Annotated in this window: 14 protein-coding genes and 5 pseudogenes; 14 read left to right on the forward strand and 5 right to left on the reverse strand. The window is 51.7% G+C overall.

Annotated elements, in window-relative coordinates; genetic code table 11:
• Window positions 1-30: 30 nt before the first annotated feature.
• Window positions 31-219, reverse strand: coding sequence for a LysM peptidoglycan-binding domain-containing protein (locus DZ54_RS24900; RefSeq protein WP_025674607.1), 189 nt, complete (start codon window positions 217-219; stop codon window positions 31-33).
• Window positions 220-336: 117 nt separating this feature from the next.
• Here DZ54_RS24900 and def point away from each other — a divergent pair, with 117 nt between their 5' ends.
• From def to DZ54_RS21760, 9 genes and pseudogenes are all read left to right on the forward strand, one after another.
• Entirely contained in the window at window positions 337-849 is a 513-nt protein-coding gene (gene def, locus DZ54_RS0113355; RefSeq protein ID WP_025674608.1) for a peptide deformylase, read from the forward strand.
• A 7-nt stretch (window positions 850-856) separates the two neighbouring features.
• Window positions 857-1,804, forward strand: coding sequence for a methionyl-tRNA formyltransferase (fmt, locus tag DZ54_RS0113360; RefSeq protein ID WP_025674609.1), 948 nt, complete (start codon window positions 857-859; stop codon window positions 1,802-1,804).
• A gap of 109 nt (window positions 1,805-1,913) precedes the next feature.
• Window positions 1,914-3,199, forward strand: a pseudogene (gene rsmB / locus DZ54_RS21755) (16S rRNA (cytosine(967)-C(5))-methyltransferase RsmB).
• A 22-nt stretch (window positions 3,200-3,221) separates the two neighbouring features.
• Entirely contained in the window at window positions 3,222-4,598 is a 1,377-nt protein-coding gene (gene trkA, locus DZ54_RS0113370; RefSeq protein WP_025674610.1) for a Trk system potassium transporter TrkA, read from the forward strand.
• A gap of 123 nt (window positions 4,599-4,721) precedes the next feature.
• Window positions 4,722-5,753 (forward strand): GGDEF domain-containing protein, encoded by a 1,032-nt coding sequence (locus DZ54_RS0113375; protein WP_025674611.1) that lies wholly within the window; start codon window positions 4,722-4,724, stop codon window positions 5,751-5,753.
• A 94-nt stretch (window positions 5,754-5,847) separates the two neighbouring features.
• A complete protein-coding gene (locus DZ54_RS0113380) occupies window positions 5,848-6,123 on the forward strand; it encodes a YihD family protein (RefSeq protein ID WP_025674612.1) in 276 nt (91 codons plus the stop codon).
• 178 nt (window positions 6,124-6,301) lie between these two features.
• Window positions 6,302-7,729 carry a cytochrome c oxidase accessory protein CcoG gene (ccoG, locus tag DZ54_RS0113385; RefSeq protein ID WP_025674613.1) on the forward strand — a complete coding sequence of 476 codons (1,428 nt, stop codon included), beginning with the start codon at window positions 6,302-6,304 and terminating at the stop codon, window positions 7,727-7,729.
• A gap of 121 nt (window positions 7,730-7,850) precedes the next feature.
• Window positions 7,851-8,831 (forward strand): serine/threonine protein kinase, encoded by a 981-nt coding sequence (locus tag DZ54_RS0113390; RefSeq protein ID WP_025674614.1) that lies wholly within the window; start codon window positions 7,851-7,853, stop codon window positions 8,829-8,831.
• Between the two features lie 32 nt (window positions 8,832-8,863).
• Window positions 8,864-9,580, forward strand: a complete 717-nt coding sequence (locus tag DZ54_RS21760; protein WP_025674615.1) for a thiol:disulfide interchange protein DsbA/DsbL — start codon at window positions 8,864-8,866, stop codon at window positions 9,578-9,580.
• Window positions 9,581-9,595: 15 nt separating this feature from the next.
• Here DZ54_RS21760 and DZ54_RS21765 read toward each other — a convergent pair.
• Window positions 9,596-11,118 (reverse strand): annotated as a pseudogene (locus tag DZ54_RS21765) (YifB family Mg chelatase-like AAA ATPase).
• A gap of 489 nt (window positions 11,119-11,607) precedes the next feature.
• Between DZ54_RS21765 and ilvG the strand changes: the two are divergent.
• From ilvG to ilvA, 5 genes and pseudogenes are all read left to right on the forward strand, one after another.
• A complete protein-coding gene (gene ilvG, locus DZ54_RS0113405; protein ID WP_025674616.1) occupies window positions 11,608-13,251 on the forward strand; it encodes an acetolactate synthase 2 catalytic subunit in 1,644 nt (547 codons plus the stop codon).
• On the forward strand, window positions 13,251-13,508 hold the full coding sequence (gene ilvM, locus DZ54_RS0113410) for an acetolactate synthase 2 small subunit (RefSeq protein ID WP_025674617.1): 258 nt from the start codon (window positions 13,251-13,253) through the stop codon (window positions 13,506-13,508). Before ilvG ends, ilvM begins: the two co-directional genes overlap by 1 nt.
• A gap of 17 nt (window positions 13,509-13,525) precedes the next feature.
• Entirely contained in the window at window positions 13,526-14,467 is a 942-nt protein-coding gene (gene ilvE / locus DZ54_RS0113415) for a branched-chain-amino-acid transaminase (protein ID WP_025674618.1), read from the forward strand.
• A 17-nt stretch (window positions 14,468-14,484) separates the two neighbouring features.
• Window positions 14,485-16,324, forward strand: a pseudogene (gene ilvD, locus DZ54_RS21770) (dihydroxy-acid dehydratase).
• 2 nt (window positions 16,325-16,326) lie between these two features.
• Window positions 16,327-17,886, forward strand: coding sequence for a threonine ammonia-lyase, biosynthetic (gene ilvA, locus DZ54_RS0113425; protein ID WP_025674619.1), 1,560 nt, complete (start codon window positions 16,327-16,329; stop codon window positions 17,884-17,886).
• Window positions 17,887-17,931: 45 nt separating this feature from the next.
• Here ilvA and DZ54_RS0113430 read toward each other — a convergent pair whose 3' ends face one another.
• From DZ54_RS0113430 to glmS, 3 genes and pseudogenes are all read right to left on the reverse strand, one after another.
• Window positions 17,932-18,300 (reverse strand): helix-turn-helix transcriptional regulator, encoded by a 369-nt coding sequence (locus tag DZ54_RS0113430; protein ID WP_025674620.1) that lies wholly within the window; start codon window positions 18,298-18,300, stop codon window positions 17,932-17,934.
• A gap of 190 nt (window positions 18,301-18,490) precedes the next feature.
• Window positions 18,491-18,863, reverse strand: a pseudogene (locus DZ54_RS21775) (helix-turn-helix transcriptional regulator).
• 278 nt (window positions 18,864-19,141) lie between these two features.
• Window positions 19,142-20,976, reverse strand: a pseudogene (gene glmS, locus DZ54_RS21780) (glutamine--fructose-6-phosphate transaminase (isomerizing)).
• Window positions 20,977-21,066 lie beyond the last annotated feature (90 nt).

The following is a 21,066-nucleotide window of genomic DNA, read 5'->3' on the forward strand; positions in this document are numbered from 1 at the left end:
CGAGTGTCASGTAGATAAGGTGTGGATCCTTTATACTTGGGTTGTCGTACCATACCTCTGGCCAGTACAAAGGATCAGCAAAAAAGTCGCGGCAATATCCCAAAGCGTATCGCCACGTTCAACGATATAGCGTGTTTCGCTAGTTTGTGCCGTCGTGGTAACAGGGAGTATCGCTGCCAATAAGACGGCCATGGCAAGCCTACACAGTTTTTTTGTCATCGTCGTCTTCCTTGTCAGACAGAACGCGCTGATGCTGTCAATTGGTTGGCAAAATGTCTAGAATTAACCCAATTATCCCGTGCCGCATTCGGCACAGTTCAATTTTTGCGAGACGTTATGGCTTTACTGAACGTATTAACATTTCCAGATGAACGCCTTCGCACCGTTGCGAAACCGGTGGACACCGTGACCCCTGAGATCCAGAAAATGGCCGACGACATGATTGAAACCATGTACGACCAAGACGGGATCGGCCTTGCCGCCACTCAGGTTGATTTTCACCAACGCATGGTGGTGATCGATGTATCAGAAACGCGTGACGAGCCTATGGTTCTGATCAATCCTGAAATCATCGACAAGCGCGGTGAAGACGGTATCGAAGAAGGGTGCCTCTCTGTACCGAGCTCACGTGCCTTGGTACCGCGCGCTGCCGAAGTGACGGTGAAAGCGCTCGACCGTGATGGCAATCCATTCCAGTTCGATGCCGAAGACTTGCTGGCGATTTGTATTCAACACGAGCTTGACCACTTAGAAGGCAAGTTGTTCGTTGACTACCTGTCGCCATTGAAACGTCAACGTATCAAGCAAAAAATGGAAAAACTCAAACGCGCTAACCAAAAAGCAAGCTGAGGTCACTTTGAGCAAACCGCTGCGTATAGTATTTGCGGGCACGCCGGACTTTGCCGCGCGCCATTTACAAGCCTTGCTCGACAGTGAGCATGAGGTTATTGCGGTGTATAGCCGCGAAGATAAACCAGCAGGACGGGGCAAAAAGCTCACGGCGAGCCCAGTCAAAAAACTGGCAATTGAGCATGCACTCCCTGTATACCAGCCTCGTACGTTGCGTGACGAAGCAGCACAGGCCGAGTTAGCCGCGCTCGATGCCGACGTTCTAGTCGTGGTCGCTTATGGGCTTATCTTGCCGAAAGCCGTGTTAGCGATCCCAAAATTGGGATGCGTCAATGTGCATGGCTCAATTTTGCCACGCTGGCGCGGTGCTGCACCGATAGAGCGCGCGGTCTGGGCAGGTGATAACGAAACCGGCGTGACCATTATGCAGATGGATGAAGGGCTCGACACCGGTGACATGTTAAAAATCGCCACCTTACCGATTGATGACAAAGAAACCAGTGGCAGTTTGTATGAGCGCTTAGCTGAGCTAGGCCCACAGGCACTGATTGATTGCTTAAATGATATGGCCAACGGCATTATATTGGCTGAACCGCAAAATGACGCCAAAGCCAATTACGCCGAAAAGCTAACCAAGCAAGAAGCGCATATCGATTGGCATCAAGATGCGGCGTTTATCGAACGCTGTATTCGCGCGTTCAATCCGCGTCCGGTGAGTTTTTTCACCTTAGGCGAGCAAAATATCAAAGTGTGGGGCGCTAACGCGCTCGATATTGATGTTAATGCTGCTCCGGGGACCGTGATTAATACCGATAAACACGGTATTCAAATTGCAACCGGAAAAGGTGTTCTTCAGCTCACACACTTGCAGCCACCAGGGAAAAAAGCAATGCAGGCTCACGAGCTGCTCAATGCACGTCGCGAGTGGTTTGAAACCGGCACCCAGTTAGCATAAAGGGCGCTTTTATATCGCAAAATCGTTTAAGGCCAGTACGCTGGCCTTTTTTAATGTGACGGGCGACGCTATCGTCTGAAGCCATTTTGGCCTTTTAATAGGTAAACATATGAATGTAAGAGCCGCGGCTGCCCGCGTTCTATATCAAGTGGTCGATCAAGGCCAATCCCTCTCGCAGCAACTGCACTTGCGCAACAGCAAATCGCGCCACGGGATGCGGCGTTACTGCAAGAGATCTGCTACGGCACTTTACGTTGGTTGCCGCGTTTAGAGCACATCGTGCAAGCCTTGATGGATAAACCATTAAAAGGTAAGCAGCGTGTATTTCATCACCTGTTACTCGTTGGCCTCTATCAACTCGGCTATATGCGTATTCCTGCCCATGCAGCGGTAGCGGAAACGGTCAATGCGACCAAAACGCTGAAGCGCCCGCAATTACGTGGATTAATCAATGCGATTTTGCGCAATTATCAACGGGATCAAAGCTCGCTTGATGACGCTAGCCAAGCGGAGATAGCGGGGAAATACTGTCATCCCAGCTGGTTATTAAAGCGTCTTCAACAGGCCTACCCAAACCAGTGGCAAGACATTGTCGCGGCGAATCATCAAAAAGCACCGATGTGGCTGCGCGTGAACCACCAGCATCATACTCAGGTCAGTTACCTCGCTGAACTTCACGCCGCCGGGATTGCTGGTGCTGCACATTCACAAGCCTTGGATGCCATTAAACTCGACGTACCTTGTGACGTAGCGCACCTACCGGGTTTTGCCCAAGGTTGGATATCGGTACAAGATGCCGCTGCACAACTTGCGGTCGATTATCTCCAGCCCGCCGCGGCTGAACGCATTCTCGACTGCTGTGCCGCTCCTGGCGGAAAAACCTGCCATATTCTCGAACATCAGCCTGATGCTATCGTTACTGCCATCGATGCAGATGAAAACAGATTGCGCCGTATCAAAGAGAACCTATCGCGTTTAGGGCTTAATGCAGAGGTAAAACACGCGGATGCTCGCTATCCGAGCGCTTGGCACACAGGCCCGGCGTTTGATCGTATTTTGCTGGATGCACCTTGCTCGGCCACCGGGGTCATTCGCCGCCACCCAGATATAAAATGGTTAAGGCGCGATAGCGATATTCCAGCCTTGGTCACGTTACAAGCGGAGATTTTGGATGCAATGTGGCAGCAATTAGCGCCAGGCGGTACGCTGGTCTATGCAACTTGCTCGGTGTTACCCGATGAAAACGCGGAACAAATTCGCGCATTTTTGACTCGCGAGCCAACGACAATATTGCGCACCGGCACCCACGACCAGCCAGGACGGCAACTTCTCCCCGGAGAACACGACATGGACGGTTTCTATTATGCATGCCTAGAAAAGCCAACCGGCAAATAACGAGGCAGGGAGTGAGAGCAACATGAAAATCATTATCTTGGGTGCAGGCCAGGTCGGCGGCACCCTGGCAGAAAATCTGGTCGGGGAAAACAATGACATCACCATTGTTGACCACGCCCCAGAACGGCTTCGCGAACTGCAAGATAAATACGACTTACGTGTTGTGCAAGGGTTTGCCAGCCATCCGTCGACCTTGCAAGAAGCCGGCGCACAAGATGCGGATATGCTGGTTGCCGTAACCAACTCCGATGAAACCAACATGATCGCTTGCCAGATCGCCTATACCCGCTTTAACACACCCAATCGAGTTGCTCGGATCCGTAGTCCTGAGTATCTGGCCGTCAAAGAGCAAATCTTTAACAGTGATGCCTGTCCGGTCGACCACCTTATTGCCCCAGAGGAGCTGGTGACACATTATATTCGTCGCTTAATTGAATACCCAGGTGCACTACAAGTGGTCAGCTTTGCCGATAAAAAAGTCGGCCTGGTAGCAGTCAAAGCGTACTACGGAGGGCCTTTGGTCGGCAAAGCGCTATCAGCACTGCGCGAGCACATGCCTCACGTCGATACCCGTGTCGCCGCCATCTTTCGACGTGATCGCCCTATTCGTCCTCAAGGCACCACCATTATCGAAGCCGATGATGAAGTCTTTTTCGTCGCCGCCAGCAACCATATCCGCTCAGTAATGAGTGAACTGCAGCGCCTCGAGAAGCCTTACAAGCGCATCATGATTGTGGGTGGGGGCAACATTGGAGCCGGCTTGGCGATGGCACTTGAGCGCCAGTACAGTGTGAAGTTGATTGAGCGAAACCCAGCACGAGCCGAACACCTCGCCGAGTTGTTAGAGGAAACCACCGTGTTTTGTGGCGATGCGTCAGACCAAGAGCTGCTCAGTGAAGAACACATTGATCAGATTGATGTTTTTATCGCAGTCACCAACGAAGACGAAGCCAATATTATGTCGGCGATGCTTGCTAAACGCTTGGGCGCGAAAAAAGTCATGGTACTGATTCAACGCGGCGCTTATGTCGACTTGGTTCAAGGTGGGGTCATTGATATTGCGATTTCCCCCCAACAAGCAACGATCTCGGCACTGCTCACCCATGTACGCCGTGCCGATATTGTCAATGTCTCATCATTACGACGTGGCGCAGCAGAAGCGATTGAAGCGATTGCTCACGGTGATGCCTCCACGTCAAAAGTGGTCGGTCGCGCGATTGGCGAGATAAAGCTCCCTCCCGGCACTACCATTGGGGCGGTAGTCCGTGGTGATGAAGTATTAATTGCGCATGATAAAACCGTGATCCAACAAGATGACCATGTGGTCTTATTCTTGGTGAATAAAAAGTACATCCCCGATGTTGAGCGCTTATTCCAACCCAGCCCATTCTTCCTCTAATAATGGCCTGCCGGCATAGATGTCTGCAGGCTCACGCTTTTTACCTCGACGCTGCCACTCCTGTGACTTTGGGTATACACTGAAAAGTGTGCCTATTTATGTTGCTCAGCAGAAAGGAACGCTATGTCAGACAATCAATTTCAACAGTCGACCCTATTTCTAAAAAAAGCGGTCCCTTTGATGATGAAATATAAGGTACCCACTACACCGACCAACTACGCACTCTGGTATACCTACGTCGCCAATACCGATCCAAAGCTCACCGCTGACATCGATACCACCGTCCATGAGCACGGCACCTGCAGCCCACTTCAGAGCGATATTTTGTATCAAAAGCACATGGCGGATAAACACAGCCAAAACATTGGCAGCCTCAAGCAAAGCCTTGAGTCGATGATGACAGAAATAAGTCACTCGATGTCGGATACCATACAAGACACAGACGCGTTTCACTCCGTACTCGACAAAACGTTCGAGCAACTTTCTCGCGTCGAAAATGAAGGGCTGTCAATCGATGAAACCATTGCGGTCGTCCGCAATGTGGTAAAAGACTCGCAAGCGCTAACCCAATCGACTCGCTACTTTAAACACCAATTGAGTGATGCCCAGCAAGAAATAGCCGAGCTAAAACAAAACCTTGCGGAGATGACAGAGCAAGCCACCCATGATGGCTTAACCGGCCTACTCAATCGAGCAGCCTTTGAACGTGAGCTCAGTGCATACATCGAGAACGCACAAACCTGGCCGTTTGCTTTAATCCTTGTCGATCTGGATCATTTTAAGCAACTCAATGACACATACGGCCACGTTCTTGGCGATATCGCCTTGAAGCAAGTTGCCAAGCGATTACTCGACTACTGCCGAGAGGGAGTCCAAGCATTCCGCTACGGCGGTGAGGAATTCGCGCTATTGTTGCCCAAAAAACGCCTTAACAGCGCGAAGCGAACTGCTGAAACGCTACGCGCAGCTATCGATAGAATGGTAATCAAAGATCGGCGCCGAGGCCAAACCCTGGATCATATTACCGCCTCTATGGGGGTTGCCGAGTATGATGAGCACGCACACGAATCAGGTGCTGACCTGACTTCTCGTGCCGATCAACAGCTCTATAAGGCCAAAAACCTCGGACGGAATCGTGTAATGCCGATAAATTAACTCTCTGTTCACAGGAAATTGATCCTGGCTAAGTGTCCACCGTTATCCATCAGGCAAAATGTTTTTTTTTACGTGCCACATTAAGGATACCACTATGCACTGTCACCGTATCAACGAGTTGCTTGACCTGCTAAACCAATCTTGGCAACAAACCCCCGATCGCTCGCTCATGGCTATGCTCAGCCTGATTGCCCAAGAGGCCGGTCATCGCGATGATTTAACCGCGTTATCGGACGATACATTGATCTATCAACTCAAAATGCGGCTAGAAGAGAGTAACGCGCCGATTCCCGGCCTTGCCAAAGACAGTGAAGATGACTTTAAAGCGGCGATTTTACGGGCGAGAGGCATTAACACCACAAAGGACTAAACCAATAACCATGGCTAATCGTCTGTTATAGTTGGAAATCGTTCAGTTTGTGGCTGTGTCGCAAACTATGACTCTGGTAGCGTATTCATGGCGTTTGCTGCGCTACAATCACAGGCACAATGATAATTAGGGCCTGGCAATGCACCATGGACCCGCTATCCCAAGGAAAGCCAATGTCATGAGCGATAAAAAAATTAACGTCAAAGACGTGACTGCAAAAGAGTACAACCCCAAAACCCATAAAGGCAACGACGATCGCTTTAACCCAAGCAATCGCATTTACGTACGCGCGGTGAAAGGCTATTACCAGCGTATGCGTCGCTACATGGGTTGGTTCTTTATGCTGGTGTTTCTGTTAACGCCCTGGATCCCGTATCAAGGCCGACAAGCCATTTTACTGGATATCGGTAATCAAAAGTTCCATTTTTTCGGCACCACTTTGTGGCCACAAGATCTCACCTTATTGGCTGCATTGTTAATGCTCTCCGCCTTCGGCCTCTTTTTTATCACCACCTTTCTTGGCCGAGTGTGGTGTGGCTATTTGTGCCCGCAAACAGTATGGACCTTTCTTTTTATCTGGTTTGAAGAAAAACTGGAGGGGGCGGCCAACAAACGTCGAAAACAAGATTCCCTCAAGCTTACCTCTGCATTAGCCGCACGCAAAGCCGCTAAACATGCGGCCTGGTGGATCATTTCTCTGGTCACGGGCGCCACGTTTGTCGGTTATTTTGTGCCGGTACAATCACTCGCTATCGACTTAGTAACCTTCGACACCAGCTTTTGGGTCGGCTTTTGGGTGATTTTCTTTGCGGCATGCACCTACGGAAATGCAGGTTGGATGCGCTCAATCATGTGTATTCACATGTGCCCTTACGCCCGCTTTCAGTCTGCCATGTTTGACAAAGATACCTTCATCGTTGGCTATGATGCCAAGCGCGGCGAAAAACGCGGTCCTCGTCCGCGTAAAAAAGATCCTAAAGAGTTGGGATTGGGCGACTGTATTGACTGCAACCTGTGTGTGCAAGTGTGTCCGACCGGCATTGATATTCGTGACGGTTTACAGTACGAGTGCATCAACTGTGGCGCCTGTGTCGATGCGTGTGATGAAACCATGGACCGCATGGGGTACGCGCGCGGCCTGATTAGCTACACCACCGAGCATAAGCTTGAAGGAAAGAAAACCGCGGTCATGCGGCCAAAACTGGTGGGCTACGGGGCGGTAATGATTATCGTCACCGCGATGTTTATCTACCTCGCGATGTCGGTAATGCCGATGGAGCTGGATGTGATACGCGACCGTAATCAGCTGTATCGTATTAACAACCAAGGACTGGTTGAAAATACTTACACCTTAAAAATCTTAAATAAAACGCAGACAGATGACACATATCAACTGTCAGTTGAAGGCTTGGATGATGTGACATGGCACGGACCACAAACGGTCAATGTGCAAGCGGGTGAGGTTTTCTCCCTCCCCATTAGTTTAGCCGTCGATACGTATGAGATGGAGCAACGCATTGCCGACATCACCTTTGTGATGGAACGTGAATCTGGCGACAAACAAAAAAGGGTGAGTGCAGAAAGCCGATTTATCACTGACTTGTAACCCATCACGTCAGCAAAAAGACCATTCACTACAAAGACTATTCACGACAAATAAACAGGGCGCAGGCAGCGCCCTTTTTATTTGTTACTATGACTTTTCTTTTGTCATTCTCAGGTGGCTTATGGCCGAGATAGGCTTTGACTTTCATGCTCTCACACCCGACGTTCAATTAAATGCGATTGAATCAGTCGGCATTTTCCCTCAATCCGGCCTACTCGCGCTGAACAGCTATGAAAACCGGGTGGCCCAGTTTGTCGCCGATGATGACCAGCGCTATGTGGTCAAGTTCTATCGGCCCGCTCGCTGGTCCGATGCGCAAATTCATGAAGAACATGCCTTCTGCCGCGAGCTCGCCGACGCGGATATTCCCGTGGTCGCACCGATCCAACGAGACGGCACCAGCCTTTTTTATGCGTCAGGCTTTCGCTTTGCGCTATTCCCCAGTGTGGGCGGTCGCGGTTTTGAAGTGGACAATTGGGATCAACTCGAAGCGGTCGGCCGTTATCTGGGTCGACTCCACCAAATGGGAGCAGCGAAGCCTTTTCAAGCTCGCGCCAAGTTTGATCTCGACAGCCACCTTTATCAGCCTCGCCGCGAGCTAGGAGAAGCCAGCTTGATTCCAGAAGGCATTCAAGCGACATTCTTCTCTGATCTCGATCGTTTAATCGATGCGATTGCCGCACGTTGGCACACCGACTGGCCGGCAATTCGATTACATGGCGATTGCCATCCCAGCAATATTTTATGGCGAGACGGCCCGCTCTTTGTCGATTTTGATGACACCCGAAACGGCCCAGCGATGCAAGATTTATGGCTGTTTTTAAACGGCAGTCGCGCTGATCAACTCGCGCAATTGGATACGTTGGCGGAGGGATACCGTGAATTTCGCGACTTTCCAGCCGATCAATTGCAACTGATCGAGCCATTGCGTGGTCTGAGAATGGTGCATTACATGGCCTGGTTGGCAAAACGCTGGCAAGACCCGGCTTTTCCTCGTGCATTTCCTTGGTTTGCTGATGCAAAATACTGGGAAGGCCAAGTGCTGGCTTTTAAAGAACAGCTTGCCGCCCTTGAAGCGCCACCGCTTACACTGTACCCGTAAGCGCTTAATCGATAACGGAGAATCATTGAATCATGTTTAAAAAACTGTTGCCTTTGCTACTGATTGTAAGCCTAACCGCTTGCTCTGAGCCTGAGAGCGTGACGCAAACGTCACCAGAAGCCACACAAACAACCGAAACGGCTCAGACACAGGCTGAGTCTACAGAGTCTGTCGCCCCCATTGAGATTGCAGATGCTAAACCGGGCCGCTTTAAAGCCGGTGAAGACTATCAGGTGCTAGAGACCCCAGCGACCGATACCCCGACAGTCACCGAGTTTTTCTCTTTTTATTGCCCACATTGCTACCAATTTGAACCCCTCGTCCAGCAACTCAAACAACAAGTGCCGGACAATGCCAAAGTGGTTAAAAACCATGTGTCCTTTATGGGGGGTAACATGGGCGATGTAGTGACACGTGCCTACGCCACCGCCGTGGTATTGGATGCGCAAGACACCATTATTCCAGTGATGTTTGACCGTATTGAGGTCGCACAAAACCCACCGAAATCACTGGCTGACGTTCGCCAGATGTTTGTCGATAATGGCATTGATGGCAGCGAATTTGACGGCGCTTATAACAGCTTTGCTGCAAATTCAATGGCTAAGCGTTTCGATCAATCCTTCGAAAAGGCTGGCTTGCGCGGTGTGCCTGCGGTGATCGTAAACGGCAAATACCACGTGACACCAAAAACGGTAGAAACCCCGGAAGAATACTTCCAGCTGATCAACTTCTTGCTCACCCAGAAGTAATTGGCTGACTTGGGATTAGCTGACTTGGGCGTTGAGATGGCGCAGTAAGCCATCCATCGCCCGATACCCCAGCGCTTCGGCTAGGTGAGGGCGGCTAATCGACTCGGCTTCCGCCAGATCGGCAATCGTCCTCGCGACTTTAATTATCCGATGATACGCCCGCACCGATAATCCCAACCGATGTAATGCCTGTTCGAGAAACGCGGCATCAGTCTGAGCGAGCTGACAATACCGCTCCATTTCTCGATTACTCAACAAGGCATTGACCTTCCCTTGCCGTACGAGCATGCGCTCGCGCGCAGCGGCTACCCGCGCTTTTACTGTTGGTGTTGACTCCCCGCGTTCCCCACCACTCGAAAGGCTACCTCGTGGTAGCGCAGGTATATCAATCGACATATCAAACCTGTCTAGTAGCGGTCCAGATAAACGCGCCAGGTATCGCAAAATTTGTTGAGGATTGGAGCGTGCTAATTCGCCTTCATGATGCCCGGTTGGACTGGGGTTCAACGCACCGATAAGTTGGAAACGAGCGGGGAATCGCGTTTTACCATTGACGCGCGAAATCACAATTTCGCCTGATTCAAGCGGCTCACGCAACGCATCGAGCACACGACGTTCAAACTCAGGCATCTCATCAAGAAACAATACCCCATGGTGAGAGAGTGAAATCTCACCAGGACGAGGCACACTGCCACCCCCCACTAATGCCGCCATAGAACTGGAATGGTGGGGGCTACGGAACGGGCGCTGGCGCCAATTTCCCTCATGCAACGGTTGTTGGGTCAAAGAGGTGACGGAGGCTGAGGCCAAGCTTCATCATCATTCATCGGCGGTAGCAAGTCACATAAACGCGACGCAAGCATGGTCTTTCCGGTGCCGGGGGGACCCACAAAAAGTAAGTTGTGGGAGCCACTGGCGGCAATTTCTAACGCTCGCTTACCTTGTTGTTGACCGATGATATCGCGTAAGCATCGTGTCGACGTCGGCATGTCATTGACCGCAGGTACGGCGTTTAAACATAAATTTTGCTGACCCGCTAAGTGTTGGCTCACCGCAATAAGATCGGGCGCCGACACATGCCGTTTATTGTCCACCAATGCTACCTGATTGGCATTGTCATCGGGAACCACCAGCGCGCGTTGTGCTTTTTGACTGGCGAGCGCCGCCGGCAATGCCCCTTTAACGGGACGCAATAGCCCCGATAAAGCCAGCTCTCCCAAAAACTCAAACTCGTTTAAACGTTTTTCTGGCAGTTGCCCCGACGCCACCAAGATCCCAAGCGCTATGGGTAAATCAAATCGCCCGCCCTCTTTGGGTAAGTCTGCTGGGGCGAGGTTGACAGTGATCCGACGCGAAGGAAACTCAAAGTTGGAGGTCACGATCGCACTTCGCACCCGGTCGCGGGCTTCTTTGACCGTAGTTTCTGGTAACCCCACCAGCGCAAAACCCGGTAACCCATTGGATATATGTACTTCTACGGTCACACACGGCGCCTCTACGCCCACACAGGCGCGACTGTGAACTATCGCCAATGCCATATTTCCTCACTCCGCTCTCTATTATCGCTATGAAACCCAGCTCTTATACTGCCGTGCTAATCGGTGATTGAGGGTAATTTTTTCTTGTCATGCGAGTGACCTCTGTGATACCACTACAACTGCACAACAATTAAACACGAGACTCGGCGATAGATCGGGCCCGTGACTGACCTGCAACAAGCAGGCATAAACAAAAACATAATTAACAAAACGCTCATAAAATGGGCTCAATAAAAGATAAGACAGACAAATGTTAAATTTCGCTATCGTCCTCATTATTCGCCTTATCGTGGTCATTATTCCGCGAGGGGTGTAGGTACGCGAAAGACAGCAGCAACATCGCAACCAAGCCCCCGCAACCCAAAGGTTCGGGGGCTTTTTTTTATTCATGTGGCAATGCCACGCGACAACGGAAGCAATCATGATGGAGAGCGCAGAGACAGATCATTCGCAACCCTGCCCTCCCCGCTTAGACGGGGAGGCGCGACGATGACAGGTGCACAATGGGTGGTAAAAGCGTTACAACAACAAGGGGTGGATACCGTTTTTGGCTATCCTGGGGGCGCCATCATGCCCGTTTACGATGCCCTGTTTGACGGTGGGGTTGAGCACATTTTATGTCGCCACGAGCAAGGTGCTGCCATGGCGGCGATCGGGTATGCCCGTGCCAGTGGCCGTCCTGGAGTGTGTATTGCCACTTCGGGCCCAGGTGCCACCAACTTGGTCACCGGACTTGCCGATGCGCTGATGGATTCGGTGCCTATTGTGGCGATCACCGGCCAAGTTGCCAGCCCGCTGATCGGCACCGATGCCTTTCAAGAAATCGATGTGTTGGGCTTATCACTAGCCTGCACAAAACACAGTTTTTTGGTGACCGATCCGGCCGAGCTCATCACCACACTCGCGCAAGCGTTTGAGGTCGCACAGTCAGGTCGTCCAGGACCCGTACTGGTGGATATTGCCAAGGACATCCAAGCAGGACTGGTCCCTGATACCGCCGCCAACATCACCACGCAACATGCACAACCGCTCGACAAGACAGATATCGACCAGGCTAATGCGCTTATCCGTGCCAGTCAGCGCCCTATGGTCTATCTCGGCGGCGGCGTGGTGTTGGGTAAAGCCACTCAAGCGGTACGCGACTATTTGGCGCGCAGTGAAGTGCCTGTAGTCAGTACCTTAAAAGGCTTGGGCACTGTCGCCCCAAATGACGCTTACTATCTCGGAATGCTGGGTATGCATGGCACCAAAGCCGCTAACTTGGCAGTGCAATCATCCGATTTGCTGATTGTCATCGGCGCACGCTTCGATGATCGCGTGACCGGTAAGCTCGATACGTTCGCCCCCCACGCTAACGTGGTGCATATTGATATTGATGCGGCGGAAATCAATAAACTTCGCCGCGCTCAAGCACCGGTTTGCGCGCCACTCAATCACGTACTTCCCGCCTTGGATATTCCAAATACATCACCTGACTGGCGCACGCAAGTCACTGAATGGAAAACCTCGTATGCCTGGCGTTATGACCATCCAGGTGACGCCATTTATGCGCCAGCACTACTGAACAACCTATCCGAGCGTATGCCGGCAAATACGGTGGTGGCGACCGATGTCGGTCAGCACCAGATGTGGGTCGCGCAGCATGTTCAACCGTCACGGCCAGAGAACCTGTTAACCTCAGCAGGGCTTGGCACCATGGGGTTTGGCTTACCCGCCGCAATGGGCGCTAAGGTCGCCCGTCCCGAGGATGAGGTGGTGTTAGTGACGGGAGACGGCTCGTTTATGATGAATATTCAAGAGCTCGGTACGCTAAAGCGTCGAGGGATCGCCGTTAAAATCATCCTGCTTGATAACCAGCGTTTAGGCATGGTTCGTCAATGGCAGCAGCTGTTTTTCGATCAGCGCTACAGCGAGACCGATCTATCCGATAACCCCGACTTTATCACCCTCGCGAGCGCGTTCGATATTCCTGGCCATACTATCACCTGCAAGCAAGACGTTGAGGAGGGGCTGCGCACACTGATGGCTCATCCGGGGCCTTACTTGCTGCATGTGGCTATCGATGAAATGGAAAATGTGTGGCCACTGGTACCGCCCGGTGCGGCCAACCAACAAATGATGGAGCAACGCTGATGACACAACACCAATTTTCAATTCATGCTACCCACAGCCCTGAGTTGCTGGAGCGCGTGTTGCGCGTGATCCGTCATCGTGGTTTTACTGTTTGCCAATTTACGATGTCGATGCCTTCGGACTCGGGACAGGTAATTTTTGATGTCACCGTCGAAAGCCAAAGAGCGATCGAGACCTTGCGGCCACAACTGACTAAGCTATGGGACGTGGCAGAGGTCATGATGACCTCTTCGACCACCCAGTCCCTACGCGCATAACCAAAAAGGAAGAAAAAATGTCGACAAATACCGCTGATTATATTTGGTCTAACGGGGAAATGATCGCTTGGCAGGATGCCACCGTGCACGTACTCACCCACGCCATGCACTATGGTACGTCAGTCTTTGAAGGAATACGTTGCTACGACACCCCAAACGGCCCCGTGGTATTTCGCCATCGCGAACATATGCAGCGCCTCAAAGACTCGGCCAAGATTTATCGTTTTCCGATCCCGTTTAGCGTGGATGCCTTGATGGAAGGCTGCCGAGAAACCCTCCGCGTGAACCAACTTCGTTCTGCCTATATTCGCCCGCTAGGGTTTGTAGGCAATGTTGGCCTTGGCGTTTGCCCACCACCAGAGACGCAAATGGACATCATCATCGCGGCCTTTAGCTGGGGGAGCTACCTCGGAGAAGAAGCGCTCGCACAAGGGGTAGATGCCATGGTCTCAAGCTGGAACCGTGCTGCGCCCAACACCATTCCGACGGCAGCCAAAGCAGGAGGCAACTATTTATCGTCCTTATTGGTAGGCGGTGAAGCCCGCCGTCATGGCTATGCCGAGGGGATTGCACTGGATGTGCGAGGCTATCTTTCCGAAGGGGCCGGAGAGAATCTCTTTATTGTCAAAAATGGCGTGATCAGCACCCCGCCAGCCACCAGCGCTATTTTGCCTGGCCTCACACGCGATTCGATCATGACACTCGCCAAAGAGCAAGGGCTCACGATTCGCGAAGAGCCGATTGCGCGTGAAGCACTTTATCTGGCCGATGAAGTGTTTATGACCGGGACCGCTGCCGAAATCGTCCCGGTACGCAGTGTCGATCAAATCACCGTCGGTGAAGGTCAACGTGGCCCAATCACTACCTCGCTACAGAAAGCCTTTTTTGGCCTGTTTGATGGCACCACCGAAGATAAATGGGGCTGGCTTGATCCCGTTCACCCCGCCCAGCGCGCATAAGGCAAAGGAGTCGTAATATGCCAACCTATCGTTCCAAAACCACCACCCACGGCCGCAACATGGCAGGCGCACGTGCATTATGGCGTGCCACCGGCGTCAAAGACGATGATTTCGGTAAACCCATCATCGCGGTGGTGAACTCATTTACCCAGTTTGTCCCCGGTCACGTTCATCTAAAAGACATGGGCCAACTGGTGGCGCGAGAAATCGAACAAGCCGGCGGGATTGCTAAAGAGTTTAATACCATTGCGGTGGATGATGGCATCGCCATGGGTCACGGCGGCATGCTTTACTCACTGCCCTCGCGTGAGATTATCGCTGACTCGGTAGAGTACATGGTCAACGCCCACTGTGCCGATGCCATGGTCTGTATCTCCAACTGTGACAAAATCACCCCAGGCATGTTGATGGCCGCTATGCGCTTAAATGTGCCGGTTATTTTTGTCTCTGGCGGCCCGATGGAAGCGGGGAAAACCAAGCTCTCCGATCAAATCCTTAAACTCGATTTGGTCGATGCGATGATGCAAGGGGCCAACCCGGATGTGTCTGATGAGCAAAGCGAGCAGATTGAACGCTCAGCGTGCCCTACGTGTGGATCGTGCTCAGGGATGTTTACTGCCAACTCGATGAACTGTTTAACCGAAGCCCTAGGACTCAGCCAACCCGGTAATGGATCCATGCTCGCCACTCATGCGGATCGTGAGCAACTGTTTCTCAACGCCGGTAAACGGATTGTTTCGCTCGCCAAGCGCTATTACGAGCAAGACGACGACAGCATCCTGCCACGCAATATTGCTAACCGCGCTTCGTTTGAAAACGCCATGGCTCTCGACATTGCCATGGGAGGCTCAACCAATACGGTGTTGCACCTACTTGCCGCCGCGCAAGAAGGCGATGTCCATTTCGATATGGATGATATCGATCGTATGTCACGCCAAGTGCCCCACCTTTGTAAAGTGGCCCCCTCAACCAGCAGTACCATATGGAAGACGTCCATCGTGCCGGAGGCATGATGGGGATCCTCGGCGAACTCCAACGCGCCAACTTATTGAATATTGAACAGCAAACCGTGCTGGGCATGAGCCTTAAAGAGCAACTGGCGTACTATGACATCATGCAAACCGACGATGAAGACATCAAAGCCTTTTATCGTGCTGGACCCGCCGGGATTCGTACCACCCAAGCCTTCTCGCAAAGCTGTCGTTGGGACACCCTGGATGACGATCGTCAGTCAGGTTGTATTCGCGCTCTAGACCACGCCTTTAGTCAAGATGGCGGCCTCGCCGTGTTGCAAGGCAATATCGCCTTAAAGGGATGTATCGTCAAAACCGCAGGGGTCGATGAAAGCATTCTGACCTTCGAGGGGCCAGCCGTGGTGTTTGAAGTCAAGACCACGCGGTGGAGGCCATTCTCGGTGGAAAGGTCAAAGCCGGCGATGTGGTGGTAATCCGCTACGAAGGCCCGAAAGGCGGACCAGGCATGCAAGAAATGCTTTATCCCACCACCTACTTAAAATCGATGGGACTCGGTAAGTCGTGTGCCCTACTCACCGATGGGCGCTTCTCTGGCGGTACCTCAGGGCTATCCATTGGTCATGTGTCTCCCGAGGCAGCGAACGGTGGCACCATCGCCTTAGTGGAAAGTGGCGATCGGATCCGTATTGATATCCCGACCCGTGAAATCAGCTTGCTGGTGGACGAGAGCACACTCGCCGCACGCCGTGCTGACGCCAATGCCCGAGGCTGGAAACCGAAAGATCGCCAACGTCAGGTTTCTTATGCGTTAAGAGCCTATGCCACCCTTGCTACCAGCGCTGATAAAGGCGCTGTGCGTGATCGCAGTAAACTGGAGGACTAATCATGCAACAGGCGCAACCTTTACCTACACAACCGATGGACGGTGCTGATTACCTGAGGGATATCTTGCGCGCGCCTGTTTATGAAGTGGCGATAACGTCGCCACTTCAAACCATGAAGCGCCTGTCTGAGCGCTTCGATAACCAGGTGCAGCTCAAGCGTGAAGACCGTCAACCGGTCCATTCGTTTAAGCTGCGTGGCGCGCACAACATGATGGCGCAGTTGACCAAGGCGCAAAAGCAAGCCGGCGTGATCGCAGCCTCTGCCGGGAATCATGCCCAAGGGGTGGCGCTATCGGGGAGTAAGCTTGGTGTGCAAGCGACCATTGTTATGCCTCGCACCACGCCAGCGATTAAAGTCGATGCGGTACGCGGCTTTGGCGGCCAAGTCGTGCTCCATGGCAACAATTTTGATGATGCCAAAGGTATGGCGCAAGCGCTTGCCGAAGAGCATGGTTATACCTTTGTGCCTCCCTTTGATCACCCACAGGTGATTGCCGGCCAAGGAACCATTGGTTTGGAGCTGGTGCAACAAAATGGCCACCTCGACTATGTCTTCTTACCCGTCGGTGGCGGAGGCATCGCTGCCGGCGTCGCGGTGCTGATCAAACAACTGATGCCCAATATCAAGGTGATCGGCGTTGAAGCGGAAGACTCGGCCTGCCTACGCGCAGCGTTAGATGCTGGCTTTCCTGTTACCCTCGATCGGGTTGGAACCTTTGCCGATGGTGTCGCAGTCAAGCGCATCGGCGATGAATCCTTTCGGCTATGCCAACAATACCTTGATGACAGCATCACTGTCTCCAGTGATGCCATTTGCGCAGCAGTACAGGATATTTTTGAAGACACCCGAGCTATTTCCGAGCCATCAGGCGCATTAGCACTCGCTGGGCTAAAACACTATGTTGAAAAGCATCAACTAAAAGGCAAGAAAATGGCAGCGGTTTTATCCGGTGCCAACACCAACTTCCATTCGTTGCGCTATGTCTCTGAACGTGCCGAATTGGGGGAAAAACGTGAAGGCCTGCTCGCTGTCACCATCCCTGAGCAAACCGGTGCGTTTTTCAATTTCTGTCAGATCCTTGGCGACCGGGCCGTGACTGAGTTTAACTACCGCTATGGGGATGAACAGCTGGCGAATATTTTTGTCGGGGTGCGGCTGCTGGATGGTCAAGAAGAGCTGGATAACATTATCAGCGATCTACGCCAAGCGGGTTATCCGGTGGAAGACTTATCCGACGATGAAATGGCGAAGGTGCATGTGCGTTATATGATCGGGGGACGCCCTTCAGCCGACCTCCATGAACGCCTATACAGCTTTGAATTTCCTGAGTACCCAGGCGCGCTGCTGCATTTTTTACAAACACTCGGCACCCATTGGAATATTAGCCTATTTAACTATCGTAACCATGGCTCAGATTACGGACGTGTACTATGTGGCTTTGAGATCGGCGATCAGGATTTACTGGCATTTACCGCGCATTTACGCGAGCTCGGCTATGACTGGAAAGATGAAACCTCGAATCCCGCCTTTCGCTTTTTCCTCTCACGCTCGGCGACGTAGACGCCAAACAAGCAAAAGCCCGATAACGTTTATCGGGCTTTTTGTTTATTCGTTTCGCGGCTCAGGCGTCATTGACACTACATACTCGGCAATGGAGAGTGCGTTATCCATAACCGTTTGGCGTGCGACTTGCGGCAATTGGCTTAGCAAGCTGGTTAACGCGGCTAAATCATCCCGGTGAGTGAAGGCAATATCACGCTCATCCGACTCACCATGCACAAACCAATTAAAGGGGCGTCCGGTGATCTCTGCAATCGTGACCAGCGCTAGGATTTTCGGATCGGTCTTCCCCGACTCCATATCCAGATAGGTTTGACGCGCGACATCCAAACGCTGCGCCATCTCTACCTGAGTGATTTTACTGAATTCCCGTGCTTCACGGATCCGTTGCGCCATGTGCGCGGTCGAAATCACCTTGATTCATGCCTCATCTCTGCAACCCGAGCTGTATTAAACACAAGCCCGTCACAACACCAGCTCTGTATTATGCATGGCTCGGCAGACGTATCATGCTTACGCGCATCGATAGTGTGATACTGCGCTACTGATGCCTACTTCAGTCAGCAAGCACTTACCTGCCTATCTAGCCGATCAGGCAGTGCTTTTATGCGCGTTGGGCGGCTTTCGAATAATTCACAAGGAACGACGCCATGTTCACGCTTTGGTTTAAAATTGCCGGTGCGGGCTTCATGGGGTAAACGCGAGAAATGTTCGAGCAAGCGGTTCACATCTTGCTTGTATTGCACATCATGCATCTCAACATCTTCGTCGCCATAAACAAACCACACCAATGGACGCTCAGTCAGTTCCGCGATATTGGAAAGCATGCGAACACGAGGCTCGGTTTTACCATTTTCGATGTCCAAATACGTCTGACGCGCAACATTCAGCAGTTTTGCCATTTTGACTTGAGTGATGCCTTTCCACTCACGCGCTTCTTTAATACGTTTTGCTACCTGGGTTTTAGAATCAATCATTGCTTCCTCGCTACAACTTGTCGATGTTAGTCGTTATACCTGAGTATGCACAATGTAGGCCAGGTTATTAGGCATCATTTAAAAACATTAAAATCAAACCACTTAAAAAAAGAACGGTGTTCTGTTTACATTTCAAGACGCCATGCCTGAGATTGAATGCAAAATGATTTGCATTATGCAACAAAGCCTATGCAGATCGCATTTTTATAGCAAAAAGGAAGTAACTGATAAATCATCAACCACGCTCCTGGTCAGAGCGTGGTGATTATTGGGCAGGATTATTCAACCGTCACCGCTTTGGCGAGGTTGCGAGGTTGGTCAACGTCAGTGCCTTTTATCAAAGCAACATGATAGGACAATTGCTGCATAGGAATGGTGTAAAACACCGGCGCAGTGATGTCATCAACGTGCGGCATGGCAATGATTTTCATCCCCTCATCTGGGGTAAAGCCTGCATCTTGGCCGGCAAACACATATAGCTGGCCGCCACGGGCACGTACTTCTTCGATATTGGATTTCAGTTTTTCCAGCAGTTCGTTATTAGGCGCAATGACAATCACCGGCATATCCGCATCAATCAGCGCCAATGGTCCGTGCTTTAGCTCCCCGGCCGCATAGGCTTCGGCGTGAATATAGGAGATTTCTTTGAGCTTGAGCGCAGCTTCCACTGCTATCGGATAAAACTCTCCGCGGCCAAGGAAGAGTGCATGATGTTTGTCCGCGAAATCTTGAGCAAGCTGTTCGATTGCTTTATCAAACGTCAAGGCCTGCTCAATGCTAGAAGGCAAATGATGTAAGGCATCAACAATCTCACGCTCTTTGTCGCGTCCAATCGACCCCTGCATTTTGCCCAGCGCGGTGACCAACATCAGCAGCGCAGACAGCTGGGTGGTAAAGGCCTTGGTCGATGCGACGCCAATTTCTGTCCCTGCTCGCGTCATAAAGGCTAAGTCAGACTCGCGGACTAACGAAGAGCCTGCAACGTTGCAAATCGCCATGGTCGCCATATAACCGCGCTCTTTGGCTAAACGCAGTGCCGCTAAAGTGTCAGCCGTTTCGCCAGATTGCGACAAGGTGATCAGCACACTGTTGGGACGGGTAACAAACTGGCGATAGCGAAACTCAGAGGCAATTTCGACATCACAGCTGACCCCAGCCAGCGATTCAAACCAGTAACGTGCCACCATGCCCGCATTGTAAGACGTGCCGCAGGCGATAATTTGAATGTGCTGAGCTTTAGCAAGAATATCACTCGCACCATTACCAATTGCATCAACAATCACATGGTCACTGCCTAAACGGCCTTCCATGGTGTTGGTTAGTGCCGTGGGTTGCTCATAGATTTCTTTTTGCATGTAGTGACGGTATTGGCCTTTATCCGCCGCATCATACTGGGCGCTGGCTTCATGCACCTCACGTTCAACCGGCGTACCTGCTTGGTTATAAATCACCACGTCACGACGCGTGATGTCAGCCACATCCCCTTCTTCAAGGTAGATAAAGCGACGGGTCACATTCAACAGTGCCAATTGATCAGACGCTAAAAAATGCTCACCAACGCCAAGGCCAATTACCAATGGGCTGCCCGAGCGCGCAGCAATTAAGCGCTCAGGCTGGTTTTTATCCATCACCACGGTACCGTAAGCTCCTTCAAGCTGATCGACGGTGCGCTGAAACGCATTCAGCAAATCGCCACACTGTTGCATCTCCCAGTCAACTAAGTGAGCAATCACTTCGGTATCGGTTTGCGAGTCAAATTGATAGCCACGTGCTTGGAGCTGCTCACGCAATATTTGGTGATTTTCGATAATTCCATTGTGTACAACGGCAATATCATCCCCGGACATATGTGGGTGCGCATTGGCCTCGCTGGGTTCACCGTGGGTTGCCCAACGCGTATGCGCAATCCCGGTGCCGCCAGTCGGGTTAGAGGCGGCAACCGCATCGGAAAGTGCAGCCACTTTGCCCAGACGACGGACACGGGTTAATTGGCCCTGAGCTTGGTGATCGCGACGCCGGCTGAGTCATACCCTCGGTATTCCAAACGGCGTAAACCTTCTACTAAAATTTCAGCCACGTCGCGCTGTGCCACTGCCCCTACAATTCCACACATAGTCTTTCCTTAATGGGTTTATCACGTATCGGCACAGATCACGTCTGTGCCCGTTTGTTCGATGGCGCGCTTGAGATCATCGTCGAGTTG

The sequence above is a fragment of the Salinivibrio socompensis S35 genome (assembly GCF_000513715.1).
GTDB classification, from domain to species: Bacteria; Pseudomonadota; Gammaproteobacteria; order Enterobacterales; family Vibrionaceae; genus Salinivibrio; species Salinivibrio socompensis.